The 18368-nt window shown below is 28.0% G+C and carries 21 protein-coding genes and 1 riboswitch; of the genes, 3 read left to right on the top strand and 18 right to left on the bottom strand.

Translation table 11 applies throughout. The annotated features are described in order from the left end of the window. Window positions 1-30: 30 nt before the first annotated feature. From mgtE to H9661_RS13675, 13 genes are all read right to left on the bottom strand, one after another. Window positions 31-1359, bottom strand: coding sequence for a magnesium transporter (gene mgtE, locus H9661_RS13615; protein WP_191769358.1), 1329 nt, complete (start codon window positions 1357-1359; stop codon window positions 31-33). A 190-nt stretch (window positions 1360-1549) separates the two neighbouring features. Next, window positions 1550-1711: riboswitch (M-box (ykoK) riboswitch) on the bottom strand. A gap of 169 nt (window positions 1712-1880) precedes the next feature. Further along, window positions 1881-2321, bottom strand: a complete 441-nt coding sequence (locus H9661_RS13620) for a hypothetical protein (RefSeq protein WP_143315360.1) — start codon at window positions 2319-2321, stop codon at window positions 1881-1883. A gap of 140 nt (window positions 2322-2461) precedes the next feature. Then, complete coding sequence (locus H9661_RS13625) at window positions 2462-3331, bottom strand: SDR family oxidoreductase (protein WP_143315361.1); 870 nt, start codon at window positions 3329-3331, stop codon at window positions 2462-2464. Window positions 3332-3446: 115 nt separating this feature from the next. After that, window positions 3447-4343, bottom strand: coding sequence for a MurR/RpiR family transcriptional regulator (locus tag H9661_RS13630; protein WP_143315362.1), 897 nt, complete (start codon window positions 4341-4343; stop codon window positions 3447-3449). Window positions 4344-4464: 121 nt separating this feature from the next. Continuing rightward, window positions 4465-5007, bottom strand: a complete 543-nt coding sequence (mnmM, locus tag H9661_RS13635) for a tRNA 5-(aminomethyl)-2-thiouridylate-methyltransferase MnmM (protein WP_191769361.1) — start codon at window positions 5005-5007, stop codon at window positions 4465-4467. 88 nt (window positions 5008-5095) lie between these two features. Continuing rightward, a complete protein-coding gene (locus H9661_RS13640) occupies window positions 5096-5278 on the bottom strand; it encodes a hypothetical protein (protein WP_143315364.1) in 183 nt (60 codons plus the stop codon). A 126-nt stretch (window positions 5279-5404) separates the two neighbouring features. After that, window positions 5405-6115, bottom strand: a complete 711-nt coding sequence (locus H9661_RS13645) for a pseudouridine synthase (protein WP_143315365.1) — start codon at window positions 6113-6115, stop codon at window positions 5405-5407. Between the two features lie 111 nt (window positions 6116-6226). After that, window positions 6227-6430 (bottom strand): ground-like protein, encoded by a 204-nt coding sequence (locus H9661_RS13650; RefSeq protein ID WP_191769363.1) that lies wholly within the window; start codon window positions 6428-6430, stop codon window positions 6227-6229. 93 nt (window positions 6431-6523) lie between these two features. After that, window positions 6524-7573, bottom strand: coding sequence for a hypothetical protein (locus H9661_RS13655; RefSeq protein ID WP_191769365.1), 1050 nt, complete (start codon window positions 7571-7573; stop codon window positions 6524-6526). Beyond that, a complete protein-coding gene (locus tag H9661_RS13660) occupies window positions 7557-8450 on the bottom strand; it encodes an ABC transporter ATP-binding protein (RefSeq protein WP_143315368.1) in 894 nt (297 codons plus the stop codon). Before H9661_RS13660 ends, H9661_RS13655 begins: the two co-directional genes overlap by 17 nt. After that, window positions 8437-8832, bottom strand: coding sequence for a GntR family transcriptional regulator (locus H9661_RS19900; protein WP_143315369.1), 396 nt, complete (start codon window positions 8830-8832; stop codon window positions 8437-8439). Before H9661_RS19900 ends, H9661_RS13660 begins: the two co-directional genes overlap by 14 nt. After that, the gene (locus H9661_RS13670; protein WP_143315370.1) at window positions 8816-9349 is read right to left on the bottom strand and encodes a hypothetical protein; all 534 of its coding nucleotides are present in this window, start codon (window positions 9347-9349) and stop codon (window positions 8816-8818) included. The genes H9661_RS19900 and H9661_RS13670 overlap by 17 nt, the downstream gene beginning before the upstream one ends. Before the next feature lie 129 nt (window positions 9350-9478). Continuing rightward, the gene (locus tag H9661_RS13675) at window positions 9479-10102 is read right to left on the bottom strand and encodes a hypothetical protein (RefSeq protein WP_143315371.1); all 624 of its coding nucleotides are present in this window, start codon (window positions 10100-10102) and stop codon (window positions 9479-9481) included. Between the two features lie 145 nt (window positions 10103-10247). Between H9661_RS13675 and H9661_RS13680 the strand changes: the two genes are divergently transcribed. The 3 genes from H9661_RS13680 to H9661_RS13690 all read left to right on the top strand — a co-directional run bounded on the left by H9661_RS13680 (window position 10248) and on the right by H9661_RS13690 (window position 12371). Continuing rightward, window positions 10248-11165, top strand: coding sequence for a DUF5685 family protein (locus tag H9661_RS13680; protein WP_191769367.1), 918 nt, complete (start codon window positions 10248-10250; stop codon window positions 11163-11165). Window positions 11166-11244: 79 nt separating this feature from the next. Beyond that, on the top strand, window positions 11245-11853 hold the full coding sequence (locus H9661_RS13685; RefSeq protein WP_143315384.1) for a J domain-containing protein: 609 nt from the start codon (window positions 11245-11247) through the stop codon (window positions 11851-11853). A gap of 23 nt (window positions 11854-11876) precedes the next feature. Continuing rightward, window positions 11877-12371, top strand: coding sequence for a hypothetical protein (locus H9661_RS13690; RefSeq protein WP_191769369.1), 495 nt, complete (start codon window positions 11877-11879; stop codon window positions 12369-12371). Window positions 12372-12487: 116 nt separating this feature from the next. On the opposite strand, the gene H9661_RS13695 is transcribed toward H9661_RS13690, so the two are convergent. The 5 genes from H9661_RS13695 to H9661_RS13715 form a co-directional block, all read right to left on the bottom strand. Next, window positions 12488-13558 carry a C40 family peptidase gene (locus H9661_RS13695; RefSeq protein ID WP_191769371.1) on the bottom strand — a complete coding sequence of 357 codons (1071 nt, stop codon included), beginning with the start codon at window positions 13556-13558 and terminating at the stop codon, window positions 12488-12490. 183 nt (window positions 13559-13741) lie between these two features. Continuing rightward, on the bottom strand, window positions 13742-15736 hold the full coding sequence (locus H9661_RS13700) for an ABC transporter permease (RefSeq protein WP_191769373.1): 1995 nt from the start codon (window positions 15734-15736) through the stop codon (window positions 13742-13744). Continuing rightward, a complete protein-coding gene (locus tag H9661_RS13705; protein ID WP_143318367.1) occupies window positions 15726-16496 on the bottom strand; it encodes an ABC transporter ATP-binding protein in 771 nt (256 codons plus the stop codon). The genes H9661_RS13700 and H9661_RS13705 overlap by 11 nt, the downstream gene beginning before the upstream one ends. A 103-nt stretch (window positions 16497-16599) precedes the next feature. After that, complete coding sequence (locus H9661_RS13710; protein ID WP_143318366.1) at window positions 16600-17613, bottom strand: sensor histidine kinase; 1014 nt, start codon at window positions 17611-17613, stop codon at window positions 16600-16602. Continuing rightward, window positions 17610-18278 (bottom strand): response regulator transcription factor, encoded by a 669-nt coding sequence (locus H9661_RS13715; RefSeq protein WP_191769375.1) that lies wholly within the window; start codon window positions 18276-18278, stop codon window positions 17610-17612. The genes H9661_RS13710 and H9661_RS13715 overlap by 4 nt, the downstream gene beginning before the upstream one ends. Window positions 18279-18368 lie beyond the last annotated feature (90 nt).

Here is an 18368-nt window from a genome sequence, read left to right on the forward strand (position 1 = left end):
TATTTAGTTTATCTCCATAACTTTTTCTTATTATATTAAATATTGAATAAATATTGTTGCAAGTCCTAAAAAGAAGAAAAATCCTAAAACATCAGTAACTGTTGTAACAAAAATTGCTGAAGCTAATGCTGGATCTATTTTTAACTTTTTTAAAATAACTGGTATTAAAAAACCAGACATTGTTGCAAAGGCCATGTTAAGAATCATAGCAATTCCAATTACAATGCCAAAAACAACATTTCTTTCCCAGAAATAACCTAATAATGCTATAACAGCTCCAAGAGCAATGCCTGTAAATATACCTACAAATAATTCCTTAATAAATATTCGTTTTGCATTTTCACCTGTTAACTCTCCAAGAGCAATACCACGAACTACTATTGTTAAAGATTGGGTACCTGCATTTCCACCCATTCCTGTAACTATTGGCATAAATGTAGCTAATGTTACTACTTGACTTATTGTTCCTTCAAACATCCCAACTACTGCTGCGGCAAGTATTGCAGTTAATAAATTTACAAATAACCATGGTAATCTACTATTTATCGAATTTTTTAGCGATCCATCTATTTTTTCTTCTCTATCAACTCCACCAAGACGATGAATGTCTTCTGTAGATTCTTCTTTTATTATTTCAATAATATCATCTGCAGTAACTATTCCAAGTAACTTGTTTTTTTCATCTATTACTGGCATAGTTAAAAATCCATACTTTTCAAACTTGTTAGCTACTTCTTCCTGGTCAATATCATATTTTACTGATATAACATTAGTGTTTGTTATATCTGATATTTTAGTCTCAAAATCTGAACTAACTAAATCTCTTAAAGATAAAACACCTTTTAATATTTCATTTTTATCTGTTACATATAGATAATATGCACTTTCAGCCTCTGGCGCTACTTTCTGCAAATATTTTAATGTGTCCTTTACAGTTTTATTCTCTCTAATTGAGATAAATTCTGTAGCCATGATACCACCAGCGGTATCTTTTTCATAGGTTAAAAGCTTACTTACGTCCTTTCTATCCTCTGCATTCATCTTTTCAAATATATGCATAGATTCTTCCTCGTCTAAAGTACCTACAAGATCAGTTAATTCATCTGAAGACATTTCTTCAATAATTTTTCTTTGCTTATTTTCAGAAAAAACTTTTAAGATTTCATACTTCTCTTCATCATCTTCTTCTTCGATTATATGCGCTATCATCCAATCTGGTAATCTATTTAATATATTATAAATTTCATTTTCATTTTCATGTATTATATCTAATATGTCTGCTGGATGTACATCTTCTATAATCTCATTTATTTCTTCATTCTTTCCATCAAGTAAAACTTTTAATAGTTCTTCTTTCATTTTACATACCTCCTTGATTTAGAGATAGATAAAACATATATTAAGCGTATAAATTTCATCTTCCTCTAATATTTTGTATTCATTTTTCCTTCTCAGACTACTACTAGGGTCCAAGTCCATTTACACCACCACCTTTTCTTTACTTACAGAATAAAAAAGACTTTTTAAGCTCTACCCTAAAAAGTCTAATATATCTTCTTTTATGTAGAGCTTTAGCACTATAAAGCTTTGACTTAAGCCAGCTACGTTAAAAATCACCTTTGCGATGATTTTTGTTAACCCATTGGAATCTCTCGATTTTTCTGGGTAGTAGCGTATATCTTTATAGGAGCCTCACCTAACAAATTATTTTTTTGTCCTTATATATAATATTCTTTTAGTTTAAATTGGTCAATGAATTTACGTATATAGAATATTAAAAATAAATTAAGATTATCTTAAAGTAGAAATTAATTTATCTTCTAGTTTTAATATCTAACTAAAAAAAGATACTATCATTATTAAATGACAGTATCTTTTTACTACTTTCTCTTATGCCTCTTATATAGTAAAACGCCAATACCAATAGCTGCTATAGTAGCAACTGCAGTGCCAAGTTGTGCTCGGAAAAAGAAATCTTTATAATGATCATAAACTCTAACGTCGTAACTATCTTCATCAATAAAGTCATTTGCTTTTTCAAGTCTTCTAGCAACATAATATGCTTTTACGAACCTTTCTTTAGAAAAATTACTATCTAATCCTTCTTTCAATTTTTCCAGATATTCCTTAGTAAACTTCTTTGAATCAGGCAAGAATTCTTCATTATTATGTTCTTCAAAAACATTATAAGATTCTGCTAAATCTAAGGCTTCTTTAAAAACTTCACCTGGGTAATTTCGATTAATTAGTTCATCTCTTAGTATTCGTCTTGCTTTTTCTAAATTATTATCACTTATGGCCATTTTTAGATTCTCAATCATTTCCTCGCCTCCTACTATTTGCTTTAGTTTAATTTTACCATTAAAAACTAGTAAAATAAACCCAATTATACTTTTTTTAAGAAAATTTTAAGCATTTTTGCTGAATAGTTGGATATTATTGCAGGCAAGCAAGTCATATATTAAGAATTAACAAATTCTCCTCCGTTTACATGTATCGCTTCTCCAGTTATAAATGATGCCCCTTGGCTAGCTAAGAAAACATAAGCCTCTGCTAGTTCAACTGGTTGTGCTGCTCTTTTAAATGCTGTTTTGGAGCCGAATTCTTGTACATCTGAAGAAGGCATGGTGGAAGGGATTAAAGGAGTCCATACTGGACCTGGAGCTACAGCATTTACACGAATATTCTTAGGAGCTAAATTCTTAGCTAAGGATCTTGTTAAAGATACCAATGCACCTTTTGTTGATGAGTAATCAATTAAAGTTTCATTACCTTGATAAGCTGTAACAGAAGTTGTAATTATTATAGAAGAACCTTCTTTTAAATGTTTAATGCAATTTTTTATCATAAAAATAGATCCATAAACATTTGTTCTAAAAGTTTTGTCTAGCTGTTCATATGTAATCTCTTCTATGCTATTTGCTGTATGCTGTTCTGCCGAATTACATACTAGAATATCTATTTTTGAAAAAGAACTTATTACTGTATTAATAATACTCTGACAAAAAGTTTCATCACCAATATCACCTTTTATTAATAACGCAGTTCCTCCATTATTTTCAACTATTTTCTTTGTTTCCTCAGCATCCTGATCTTCATTCAAATATACTATTGCAACTTTTGCACCTTCTCTCGCATAAGCTATTGACACTGCTCTCCCAATTCCACTATCACCGCCAGTAATAACAGCTACTTTATCTTTTAATCTATTAGCATCAAATGTATATTCCCCTTGTTCAAATATAGGAACTGGATTCATTTTACTTTCTATTCCAGGTTGTGTATCTTGCGTTTGAGGAGTAAAATTCTTTGGAAAAGTCTTTTCAATCATAACATCATCTCCTTAATAATACTTCCTCATTATTATGTGTATATACTAAAATAATTATAGTTATAAAAAATAATGGACAATTAGTAATTATTCTAATTACTAGTTGTCCATAGATTTAATCCTCAAGAATATTTTTATTATTATATGAATAAACATTATAATCTTGCCATATTGTTTCTAAGTTAGTAAATATATCTGAAATGTTTTCTTTTTCTCTCATTCCAACTGCAATGATTAGTGCATTAATTACAGATAAAGGAGCAACTAAAGAATCAACAAATGATGCCATATTACTCTGAGCAATTAATGTAAAATCAGCTTTTGCTGCTAACGGAGATAATAAGCTATCAGTGATAGCAAGAACTTCTGCTTTCCTCTTCTTTGCAAAATCTAAAACATCAATAGTTTTAGTTGCATACCTAGGGAATCCAATTCCTATTACTAAATCACCTTCTGACACGTTTATCATTTGTTCAAATATATCAGAAATTCCATAACTAACAATTCTAACATTCTGTAAAATTATATTTAAATAAAAACCTAAAAACTCAGCCAAAGTAGTAGAACTTCTTAACCCAATTATATATATTGTTTTTGCTTTAAAAATAGAGTTTAGCACTTCATCAAAAGTATAAGGATTAATTTTTTCAAGAGTTGCTCTGATATTTTCCATATCTGCTTTTAGAACACCTTTAAGTGCATCACCTGTTGAAATAAAATCCTTAGAAAGTTCAAGTCTTTGTACTGTTGTTAATTTATTTTTAATAAGCTCCTGTAATGCTTTTTGAAGCTTTGGATAACCTGAGAACCCAAGTTCATTAGAAAACCTTACTACTGTTGATTCAGAAACCCCTACAGAATCTCCAAGCTTAGCTGCTGTCATAAATGCAGCCTTATCATAATTTTTCAGAATATATTCTGCTATAAGTTTTTGCCCCTTACTTAACCTTTGAAACTTAATTTGAATAATCCTCATTAAGTCCTTAACTTGATTGTTTACCTCGTTATCCATTAAATATTCACCCTATCACGCATTAAATTTTTATAACATTTGCAATTTAATTCTACCACCTTATGCAATTTTATTCAATAATAAAAATTGTATAATTATTCACACAAAAATTGTTTACCATCTATTTCTTTTCAACTATAACAAGCTTTGGAGGGTTATTAGTCCTATTTAAATAACTATGCACCATTACTCCATACTTGGACTTAGGTAACCTTTGAAGATATTCTAAAATGCAAGTTTCTTCTTTCTTTCCTTCATTATGCCCTGTATATATTGATATTGCAATAATTCCTCCAGAGGATAACAATTTTAAACCTTTCTTTATACTTTCTAATGATGTATTATGCTCAGTTGTAATGTTTTTATCCCCTCCAGGTAAAAATCCTAAATTATATATGATACAATTTACCTCTTCCTTTACATATTCATTTAATAAGTGATGAGAATCATTAATTACACTAACATTACTCTTTTCTTTCATTATATAATTCTCACATGCACTTTTTTGAATATCAAAGGCATATACTTTATTAAAATGTTCAGATAGAAAGTCTGTATCATATCCATTTCCCAAAGTTCCATCTATTGCAACCAGCTTATTTTCTAAAAATTCTTTTATTATGTAGTGAGCCAATACGCTAATGTCGCCTACGTACTTATACATTTAATCCCCCTTTATAAAGAAAAAACTTTTTCAAACATTATTGCATAGGAAATCAATAATTTGAAAAAGTTCTTTTAATTTAATTCTATTATACTTCTTTGCTTTTTAAAAAATCTTTTAATTCATGCAATTCTTTATCAACTCTATCAATTTTAGCATCATATAATTTTATATCTGTTTCTGATTTTGATTTTTCTTTACTATCCATTAAAAATTCTAGTTGAGAACATAGTTGCGCAAATTCCAAACATAGATCATAATATGTTTTCATAACAGACCCTCCCAATAATTGATATTAGTAATAAATTCACTTACTAGTACAATTATACACCCCTTAACAACATACGTCTCCAATTTCTAATACAAATATATTTGTACATTATAACAAAATTAAGAATCATAAATTATTTATATAATTTAGTTCTTCTATTGTTAAATTTCTATATCTCCCTTTTTCTAAATTTCCAAGTTTAATTTCTCCAATAGATACTCTCTTTAGTGAGATTACATCATGTTTTAATGCTGAACACATTTTTCTTATCTGCCTATTCTTTCCTTCATGAATCCCTATCTTGACTGTACTCTTTCCATCACTGAATTTAAGTAGTTCTATATTTGCAGGAGCTGTAATATAGCCACCTATATCTATACCTTTCTCAAATCTTTCAAGTTCATTTTTTCTAAACTCCCCTTTAACTGTGGCAATATATTCTTTAACAATTTTCACTCTTGGATGGATTATTTTATTATAGATCTCTCCATCATTAGTTAATAATAATAGTCCTGAACTATCATAATCTAATCTACCTATAGGATAAATTCTTTCATCAACATCTATTATATCTAATACGGTTTGTCTATTTTTTTCATCCTTAACTGATGTTATGTAACCCTCTGGTTTATTTAGCATTATATACAATTTCTTTTCTTCTGGTAAAATAATTTCTTCATCATATTCTACTTTATCAATGGCTTCATTAACTTTTATACCTAATTTATCTATAATTATTCCATTAACCTTAACTTTTCCTTCTAAAATGAGTTCTTCACACTTTCTTCTAGAAGCAACTCCGCATCTTGCCATATACTTTTGTAGTCTTTCTTCCATTAAAATATCACTCCATGATTATATTTAGTTTGATTATATCCTTCTACTTAAAAAATATCAAATATAAAATTAAATGAGTAAAGGGTATCAAAATGATACCCTTTAAGTTTACTAGAACCAGCCGCCTCGGAATCCTCCGAATCCACCGCAACCGAAGCCGCCAAACAATAATAATATCCACAAAAATGGGAATCCACCGCAGTTACCAAACCCACCACAGTTGCCGAATCCACCACAATTATTAAAGCCACCACAACAATTGTTTCTGTTATTATTGCAGCAACAGTTATTTGTTCTACAGCAACATTTTGACATAGTTACTCAACTCCTATTCATTAGATTACTATATTGTATTCTTAAAACAAGAGTTTTGTTCTACATACTTTAATTTAACATAAGAAACTTTAACTAAATAAACTTTTTCATTAGTTTCCTAATTAATCTTTGAAAAATAGCAGCAATTACTCCAATTCCCACAATCAATGATAAAGCTATAATGGTACCATTAATAGTTCGCACCTGGCCAAAATATATATCTTGTAAATAAACTACTGCGTACATTGAGGCTATAATAACAGTAATGAGTAACATTATGCTAAAAGAAAAAGTCCAATAAAATATTTTCTCCACTATTTTAAAATTGAAAAATTTGTTTATATTATTTATTATAAGTTTCTTGTTTATTAACCATGTTAATAAAAAGAAAATTCCAGTAGCGAATATAATCAAAATAATAGCTAATATTTCTTCAACGTGCCCAATCATTACAACATTTTTATAGTTTAATACATAATCACTTACTATGTGTAACATTTTTGAAATGAAAACTCCCACTTCTCCAGGAAATAAGGAATAGCCTTTAAATACATCACTTAAGTAAAAACACATTGATAAATCTACTATAAAAACAATAGGAGTGAATATAATTAAAAAAATTGTAATTCCACTATTTGAAAACAAAGTATCCATTAATACTAAATAGCTAACAAAAGCTAGTCCGCATACAATTAACCTAATAATATCTTTAATTAGCGTAGGCAACCAACCTACTGAAATCATTAAAACTTCTCTCTCTCTATAATAGATACACAAATAAATATATATATATATTAAAGTTAAAATTGTAAGGCTTATAAGAAGAAATATAATTTGATTTTTCTTAATCTCTTCTTTGCTATATGGGCCACTTGTTAAAAACGTCAAATTATTTCTTTTATTTATTCCCGTAATTAACACATATATCATAAATAATACAAATAGTTCAACAAATATATAAAAAGCACTACCTCTGCTAATCCTATCACCTTCTAAAGAAGAAATTCTAAATTTCAAATAATTAATTGAATCAATAGATCCAAAATAGTTAGCTACTGCAAAGATAATTGAGCCTAAAATCAATGCCCATTTTCCTGAATGATAGTATTGATACAATAATGCTTTATTATATAATTTCTTCATCTAACTCCTCCTTTTCAACCTTATATATAAATATATCTTCAAGGCTTAAATCAACTTCTTCTATAAAAAGAGGCTTAAATTTCTTAATTTCGTCTATGAGATCTTCTCCAAAGTTATCAGTTATTATTGTAAAAACTCTACCTACCCTGGTCATTTTGAAAATGCCATTAAAATTTAAATCTTCTTCATAAACTGGTGAATCAAAAGCAATCTGTAATTTTTTTATCTTCTTCTTCATATCTTCTAATGTATTTTTATATGATATTTTTCCTCCATCTAAAATAGCAACATCATCGCATATTCTTTCAAGTTCGCCTAAATGATGAGAGCTTATGATTATAGTTACCTGCCTTAAAGCAACTTCATTAACTAACAACTTTAACAATTTATTCTTTAATATTGGGTCTAATCCCGATGTAGGTTCATCCATAATTAAATATTCAGTTTCTGATGCTAAAGCTACAAGTAAAGCTACTCTCATCTTCATACCTTTAGATAGCTGATAAAAATGTTTTTTTAAAGGTATATTAAATATTTTATTTAATTTATGAAACTTATTTTCATTAAAGTTTTCATAGGATAGCTTATAATATTTTAATATATCTTTAACTGTAAAGGAGGAAAAAAAGTTATTTTCATCTGCTACATAAGAAAGTTTCATTTTAATTCTAGGTGAATTATAGACATTTTCTCCATCATATAAAATCTCACCTGTACTAGGCTTATAAATACCAGTTAAACATTTAATTAAAGTTGTCTTTCCTACTCCATTTGGACCAATCAACCCATAAATTTTCCCTTTTTCTATATTTAAATTAATATTATGCAAAATTTCTTTATCATCCAACTCCAAAGAAACATTTTTAATTTCTACCATTCTCTTCCTCCTGAATATTTTCAAAGATTTCTGTCTCCATTTTTACGATTTCTGCTAAAGTTAAATTAAGTCTTTTAGCATTACTTAATAACTTTGCTATATCTAATTCAAGAATCTTTTTGCTTTGTACTTTTAAAATACTATTTGCACCTAATTTGACAAAGGTTCCTTTTCCTATAATGGTTTCTATAAGCCCGTCCCTTTCTAAACTTAAATAAGACTTACTTATAGTATTGGGATTAACGCTCATAATATAGGCTAACTCACGAACTGAAGGTAACTTATCACCTTCCCTTAATGCATCTTTCAAAATAAGTTCCTTAATTTTTAATTTAATCTGCTCATATATAGGGATTACACTCCTACTATTTATTTGGATCATTTTTATTACCTTGAGAATTTATCATAAAATAATCTATAACCCATCCTTCGCCTTCATCGATAAATACAACATCCATATCAATCTTATTTACACTTTTGTCATATAAATCTTCGCTAGTCCCAGTAAGACTGCAAGCTTCAATCTTTTCAGTCTCTTTAAAGCTATTTATGTTTCTTCCTAAAGAAATATACTTGGCCTTAATTCTTTCTTTATTCTCTTCATTATTCTTTTCATTGTTCACTCTAACATTAAGTTTAGAATAATCTATTGCAGGGCAAGTCACTCTTTTTCGCTTAGAAAGACATTCATAAAATGAATCGCTATAAATAATATTACCATGAATTTTACGATTATCTTTAAAAGCTGCTAAAGGTTTCGAGTTTAATTCAGCAATTACTTCATCAGTAGAATTATAGTGCATCTTTTTTTCATAAGAATGAGATTTTCCAACGGTTGCAAGTATTACTGTAATTATTATTAGTATTCCAACAAGTGTTAAAACCTTGGATTTTTTCATTTTATTCCCCCTTTTAAATTATAAAAAGTGTACTAATAACAATAGTACACTTCAAGTTTAAATATATTTACCACATTATTCAATTAATTTCATCTTATTATTTCTTAAGTATTCCTTAAGAATCTTTTTTTATAGTAAATTTTCAACTAAGCATAATTCATCTAGCTTGCATAAAAGCTCCTTATAAGATGTTTTTATATAATCATTTTTATATAAATCTTCATAACAAACCTCATCTGGATTTATTTTAAGAATTTTAGTACATTCATCTCCATAGATTTTATATAATATACTTGTAAACCCTGTTTTTACTTTCTCGTAAGATTCATTATCCCCTAATGTCCATGCATTAATATCTCTATTAACTTTTTCTATAATTCCATACAATTGATAAATAGCACTTAATTCTTTTAATGTGTATTTGTCACTTAAAGAAGCAACTGCTTCAGAATACTTTCTATTTACCGGCAAAATATATAAATACTTCTTTTCCTCACTTTCATTTTGAAGACTCCTTATGCTCTGAAAAAGTGCTGTAGAAATATCCAACCTTATCACATTAGCATTGTTGCAAACTGCCTTAGCTCTATAAGTATCTTCATATTTTCGGTTCTCTTTAATAATCTTATATTCTTCTCTAATTTTTTCAACATGCATTTTTCGGCTTATTTTCCAACTGCAAAACGCTCCAACCAAAGAACCTGTAAGAATAGATAAGGCAGATATTATAGAAGTGATAAATTCTATTGGCATTTTAGCTACTCCTTTCCCTTTTTTCTTCTAGATTTAGTATGCTCGAAAAAGCATAAAAATACTTCTATCTTGATTTTTTCTTAAATTGTACATTCATATATTATTATGTATAATAGGTATATTAAATAATTTTAGGAGGGTTTTAATGTTCGGCTATGTAGTTCCTCTAAAATCAGAACTTAAGGTTAAAGATTTTAATCAATTTAGAGCTTATTACTGTGGGCTATGCTTTAGTATAAAAAAACACTTTGGCAATATTCCTAGAATGACTTTAAATTATGATATGACTTTTCTTGCTCTACTTTTAGATGGATTAAATCCAGATAAAGTCAAGGTAGAATATAAAAGATGTATGTCGCATCCTACAAACAAGAAACTTGTGGTACTAGATAATAATGCTTTAAGCTATGCTGCAAATATGAATATTTCATTAGTATATTTTAAAATATTAGATGATGTTAATGATGATAATGACTTAAAAAGTAGAACTTTTGCATTAGGTTTATCTCCATATAAAAAAAAGTTTTCTAAATCAATTACTCATATTAATGAAATAATAAAGGAAAATCTAAGTAATCTAACAAAACTTGAAAAATCAAAAAATTTTACTTCTATCGATGAAATATGTGATCCTTTTAGTATAATTGTAGGTAAAATTTTAGAACTATATCCACATAAAATAATTGATGATTCAGAAGAAACTAGAAGCAAGCTCTATTCTTTAGGTTATTCATTAGGTAAATGGATCTACTTAGTTGATGCTTTAGATGATTTAAAAGATGATATGGAAAAAAATAAATTTAATCCATTAAATTATCTATATAATAAAGATAATTTGCCTTATGATAAATTTTTTCAAACTATTAAAAGTAGATTAGAATTTAGCATACTTAATTCTGCTTGCACATGTAGAGATATGCTAAATGAACTAAGTCTTGAAAGAAATAGAGAAATTCTCGAAAACATAGTAAACTTAGGACTAATGGATAAGTACACTAACGCCGCTAACGGTTGTAAGTGTAAAAAGAATAAAAAGAAAGATTTACATAATGCCTATATATAAGAATTCTTCAATTATGGTATAATCATAATTAAAGAAGATTAATACATACTTTATGAATACGAAAGGAAGTGACTTAGCCATGAATCCATATGAGGTTTTAGGTATCAAGCCCGGTGCTTCACAAGAAGAAATCAAAAGTGCCTATAGAAAATTAGTTAAACAGTATCATCCAGATCAATTTACTGATAATCCACTTCAGGAACTTGCACAAGAAAAGTTAGCTGAAGTTAATGAAGCATATAGAATTTTATCAAGCGGAAATGGAAACAGCAATAATTATTCAAGTAATTCTGGAAGCTCATCAAGTTATACTAATAGCGGAAACTACTCTCAAGAATTAGCACAGGCAAGAGCTTGTCTTCAGAGAAGAGATACAAGAGGAGCCGAAGCTATATTAAATAGAGTTACAGATAGATCAGCAGAATGGTATTATTTAATGGGAGTTGTACATATGAACAAAGGATGGTATGATTCTGCTCTACAAAATATTAGAACTGCTTCTAATATGGATCCTAATAATTTTGAATACAAACAAACCTTACAACAATTAAACTCAAGAACTATGAATTATGGAAATCCATACAGAACTACTCAAAGCTCTCCAAATGCATGCGATTGTTGCATTAATCTTTGGTGTCTAGATAGCATTTGTGAATGTATGGGTGGAGACTTAATCGGTTGTTGCTAATAAATTTTTAAAGGAGGATGTTTATGAAAACTAAAGATATAACATTAGGTGGCATAATGGTTGCGTTAAGTATAATAGTTTTATATTTAACCAATATTATAACTATAAATACCTTTGCAATATTAACTGTTGCTTCATGTTTTATACCTATTACTATTATTAGAAGTAATATAAAAACAGCTTCTTTGGTATATATTGCAAGCACTATCATCAGTTTTTTCATCCTTCCAACTAACCGTGCAATTATGTATGGAATATTTTTTGGAGTCTATGGTATAGTTAAATATTTTATAGAAAAAATAAATAAACTTCCATTAGAGATTTTATTAAAATTAATTTTCTTTAATATAGTCTTAGTGATTAGCTTATTCTTCATGTCATCTTTACTAGGTGATTTAGATATAAAGTTACCTATGTGGGCTTTATTTCTAGCAGGTCAAGTAGTATTTCTTATTTACGACTATGCTATTACTGTAATTATAAGCTTTTATCTTGAAAAATTTAAAAGATTAAAATAGAAGAAAATAAAGAAAAGCTATTCAATTTAAATGTAATATTGAATAGCTTATTTTTATAAATAATTATTAAATTGTATATATCAAATTAACTATATATCCTACTTCCATACTTAATTCTATAAAACTCTTCTTGCTGTAATATAATCTTTTCTCGTCATAGGTGATATTTTTAATACATCGCCTGTTTGTGGTGAATGAATATATGTATTGTTTCCTATATAAATCCCCATATGAGTAGGATCATTATTCTTCCCAAAAAATACAAGATCACCAGCTTGTAATTCTCCCTTTGATACAGCATATCCATCATTTATTTGATTATAGGTAGTTCTACCAAGTTTTATTCCAAAATGAGCAAATACATATTGAGTAAAACCAGAACAATCAAATCCAGTAGAAGGATTTGTTCCTCCCCAAAGATAAGGAATTCCAATGAAATTGCTAGCATAAGCTATAATATTTTGGCCAGATGCAGAAGAACCTACTCCTCTTGTAGCTTTTGGTGCTTCTTTCCTTACTTCATTGATAACACTACTCACCAATTCATTTGATTCATCAGTTCTAGCTGTTAACAATCTTTCTTTAGCCTTCATTTCATTAATAAGGCTCTTTTGCTTTTCTTTATTACTATTTAAATTTGCTAATTTATTTTCATTTTCAAAATTTAAAGCACTTATTTTACTATGTTTTTCTTCAAGTTCAGATTTTTCTATTTCTACTTTTTCTTTATTATTTTTTAATTCATCTATAATTTTTTTATCCATAGTAGCTATTTTCTTGATAGCTGAAATTCTTGATACAAAATCACTAAGGCTTTTAGATTCAAAAATGACTTTAAAATAATCTAAATTCCCATTCATATAAGCTAATTTTAATCTATTATCAAGTATTTCTTGTTTCTCAACTGACTCTTTCTCTATCTGTTCTATTTTTCCCTTCGAATTATTTATTTCGTTTTCAATTGTTTTTATGTTACTTTTATTATTTTCAACGTCCATCATGAATTTTTCAATCTGGTTATCAAGTTTTTCAATACTTAACTCAATTTCTTCTCTTTTGTCTTTGACCTCCTCTAATTGACTTTGATCAGTTTGTGTTCCATTTGATACTGGAATAGCACTTACTGAAGCTTGAGTTGCCATAATAATGGTAACAGCAAGAAAAACTGTTCTAATGGTATTTTTCATTTATATCGCTCCTTTTTATAGAGTAATACCTTTTCTCTTTTTTAAAGTTATTTCAGATAATATAGTAAAAATGTGAAGAAGATATGAAGAAATCTATGAATTGCTAAAAAGGAGGAAATTACTAATTAGAAGCAAGGAAAATACAGGAGATATCTCCTGTATTTTTTAATATAATGGCCTAATTTAAACTCTATTTCTAACTATGTTCTTTGCTGCCAAGTAGGTAGCTAAGAAATAACCACCATATACAATAACTAAAAATGCTCCACTAATACAAATAAGATCACTAATTTTACTACCAGATCCAAACATTTTAACAATAGCCATAGATATTTTTAATCCCACAATTGAGTGAATAATAGCTAGAATAAGTGGCAATAAAAAATATATTCCTATTTGTTTAAATATAGATTTATATATAGTTTTATTATCCACTCCTATTTTCCTTAAAAGATTATATCTCTCAATATTATCATCTGATTCCGAAAGTTGTTGTATTGCTAATACTGCTGCTGAAGCAATAATAAAGATTAGTCCAAGATATAGTGCTAAGTAAGCCATTGATACTGCCATTCCCTGTGATCCACCTTTAATATCCTTGTCAGTTGCATAAAAGAAAGTTCCATCTGGAGCTGCTGATATTATTTTGTCTAAATCACTCCTAAGACTATCCTCTAAGCTACTCTCCTTATTCTTTAGATCAAAATTTAAAAATGAATTATATATTGGTTGATTATTTATTATAGTATCATCTACAACAATAGTAGAACAATTATTTTTAATTACAGAGTTACAAAAAGTCTTATCAATAACCTTATAATTAGCAGGTGCTAGAGTTTTTCCTCCTATCACTATCTTTTTATTATCCTTTAAAACATTTTCAATAGGTTTCAGCAAATCAACAATATCACTATTCACTAAATACTGGTCTTTATTTAAAGTTACAGGATTTTCACCTATCAAAGAAAGTTCTTTATTAAAATCTGAAAGCTTCATTATAGGTATATTTTGATCAGTTGCTATTGGATAATAATTTTTCATTATATCGTCTGAATCCGTTCCTATAAATCCACTATATTTTAAATTGTCAGTGTAAGTATGATAATAATGATATTCATCAGTATACTTACTAAAATCAAACTTGTTTTCCTCAAGCACATTATAAAAATCAGAGCCTCTATATGAATATATACATACATTATGTGGTGTTAAATCTTTTATCTCTTCATTTAACGCCTTATTTATTTGCAACCCACCTGATAGGGTACAAATGGATATAAATAGCATTAAGCATATAAATGACATAGAAACAAATGTAGTATTTACCTTACTGTTTATCTGTCTTAACAAAAACATATTCAATTCTTTAAGATAAATCCTTTTACTATTCTGCAAAACCTTTAGCAAAAATCCAGAAAGGCTCATAAAAAATAATACAGTTCCAATAGCCCCTAGTATAACTGAAATTAGAACCTTACTATCTAACTTATTAATTCCATACTTAAGCATAATATAGTAAGCTGCGCCTATACATATAACACTTATCATAAATATTATTACAGATATCCATATATTTTTTATTTTAACACTTTCACTCTTTTTAGATGCATTCAATAAATTAATTAATCTAATTCTTTTTATTGATGTTGTATTAAATAAGGCTACTATAATATATATTCCTCCAAATGATAATATAGCTTTAATGGCTGCATTACTTGAAAAAATAAATTCAAAACTTTTTAAATTAACTTCAAACATTTTCGCTGTTACTATGGATAAACCTTGAGATGCAAAAACTCCAAGTGCTAGTCCAAATCCAAGAGATATTATGCCTATAAGCAACGTTTCCATGAATAGTACCTTAGCTATATTACTCCTATCCATTCCTAGTACCATATATATGCCTAACTCTTTTTTTCTCCTTTTAACTAGATAATTATTAGCATATATAATCAAGAAAGCCAAAATAAAAGTTATAAATACAGATGCAATTCCCATAACCATAGTAACTGACTTAAAGGCATTTTCACTTATCTCATCTAGGTTTAGCATTGCTTTTTGAGATTCAATAGAATTAAATATATAAAACAAACATACAGAAAAAATTAAAGTCAAGAAATATATAGCATAATCCTTAAGACTTCTACGCATATTTCTAAAAGCTAGTTTAGAATACATCTCTTTGGTCACCTCCAAGGAGAGTTACCACTTCTATGATCCTATTAAAAAACTCTTTTCTGCTATCTTTTCCTCTAATTAATTCATTAAATATTCTGCCATCTTTAATAAACATAATCCTTTTTGCATAACTTGCTGAAAAAGCATCGTGGGTAACCATCATTATAGTTGCATTTAGCTGTTCATTTAAATGTACTAGAGACTGAAGTAGCATTTTAGCCGATTTAGAATCTAATGCTCCTGTAGGCTCATCAGCTAAAATCATTTTAGGATTAGTTACTATAGCTCTTGCTGCAGCAACTCTTTGTTTTTGTCCCCCTGATATTTCATATGGAAATTTATAAAGTATATCTGTTATATTTAGCTTTACAGCTACATCTTTAACTTTATTATCTATAGTACTTGGATCCACCTTACATATTGTTAGAGCTAATGCTATATTTTCATAAGCATTTAATGTATCCAAAAGATTAAAGTCTTGAAAAATAAATCCAAGTTCCTCTCGTCTAAATTTAGATAATTTCTTTTCCTTAAATTTTGTTATATCTTCATTCCCTATTAATATATTTCCACTAGTTACATTATCTATAGTTGAAATACAGTTTAGCAAAGTAGTTTTACCACTCCCTGATGCCCCCATTATCGCAACATACTCTCCTTTTTCAACAGTAAAACTTATATCATTAATTGCCTTAGTAACATTTCCCCTTGTTCCATAAAACTTTTGGATATTTACTACTTTTAATATTTCATCTGACATATTATTTCCTCCTTTATCTTATAGGTTAATGTTACCTTTTTCCATTTTACTGTACCATAACTTTAAGTGACAACTACCTTACATTTTTGTCACTTATATTTTGCTATTCAAATATCATCATGTCATTTTTAGAGAACAATATAGAGACTCTTGTACCTTTCCCTTCCTTTGAGTCTATGGATATGCTAAGTCCTAACCTTATGCATAACTTTTTACACAAATATAACCCAATACCTGTAGATCCTTTAAACTGCCTACCATTTTCTCCTGTATAGCCCTTGTCAAAAGCTTTAAGTAGTGCTTTTTCATTCATACCTATCCCATTATCTATTATGTTTAAAACTAACGATTCCTCTACTTCTTCACAAGAAAAACACAAAGAATTATGCTCTTTATTAAAGTATTTAATAGAATTTGATAAAATCTGATGAATTATAAAATCAACCCATTTTTTATCTGTATAAACTTCATAGTTTAAGTTTTCCTTACTAACTTTTACAGATTTAGCTATAAGCTCTTTCGAACTCCTTTTTATAGATGAATTTACAATCTCCTCTAAGCTTAATCTGTTAATTATAAAGTCCTTTTCAACTGCTGCACTTCTAGCATAAAACAATGCTTGTTCAATATATTCTTCTATCTTGTCTATTTCTTCTTCTATACTTGTAAGCTGAGGATTACGATTATTTTCAATTATAAGTTTAGAAGAAGCAATAGGATTTTTTACTTCATGTACCCAAAGTTCAATATATTCTTTATAATCCTTGTTTTCAATTTCTACTTTTGCTATAGCATCATTCATAGATTTATTGCATTCTTTTAATATATTGTAAAATGCTTTTTCCTCATCTTTTTCAGGTCTAGAAACCACCTCACTTAACAAATATTTTTCATCTAAACCTTCTAAACTTCTATTTAATTCCTTTAAGAAAGCAGATTTTCTGCAGTATTCGTAAAATAATAAAGATATATTAGATATTAAGAATAATGAGCAGCTAAATATAATGGCAAAGAAGTCTACCTTCAAAGTATCAAGTAATTTATAAACTAAACCTATTATCAAAAAACTTCCAATCAAAAATCCTATTCTTTCAAACAAAAATAACTTTAACTTCATTTTAATATATACCCTTGTCCTCTCTTTGTTTGTATAAATTCACTAGCTCCTATAGATTCAAGTTTTTTTCTTAAACGATTTATATTTACCGTCAAAGTATTATCATCAACAAATTCATCTGATTGCCATAAAAAATCCATAATTTCATTTCTAGATACTATAGCACCTTTTTTCTTTATTAAAATATTCAGAATTTTACTTTCATTTTTTGTCAGCTCAATTTCATTATTATTATATCTCATGGAACTATTTGAAATGTTAAAGATTAATCCATTATAAGACAGTAAATCTGTGTCAGAATTATGATAAGCCCTTTTAAGAATAGACGCTATTCTAGCTAATAATATATGAGTATTGTATGGTTTTGTTATAAAATCATCTGCTCCAAGATTCATGCTCATAAGCTCATCAATTTCACTTTGCCTACTTGTAACAACAATTATTGGAACATTTGATTGTTTTCTTATTTCACGACAGATATAATAACCATCGTAATATGGAAGGTTTATATCTAAAAGTATTAGGTGAACTTCTGATTTTAAAACAATATCAATTATATTTTCAAAATCACTTGAAAAATCACAAGCATAACCATACCTTTCTAAAAAAGTCGATAATTCTCGCCTAATTTTCTCATCATCCTCAATAATGAAAATTTTCTCCATTTATAAAAACAGCTCCTTTTTCTTCTATTATTTCTTAATATAACAAATTATTAAATAATAAACAAATTGCAGCTAAAAACTTTTCTAGGA

The sequence above is a fragment of the Clostridium cibarium genome (assembly GCF_014836335.1).
Classification (GTDB): Bacteria; Bacillota; Clostridia; order Clostridiales; family Clostridiaceae; genus Clostridium; species Clostridium cibarium.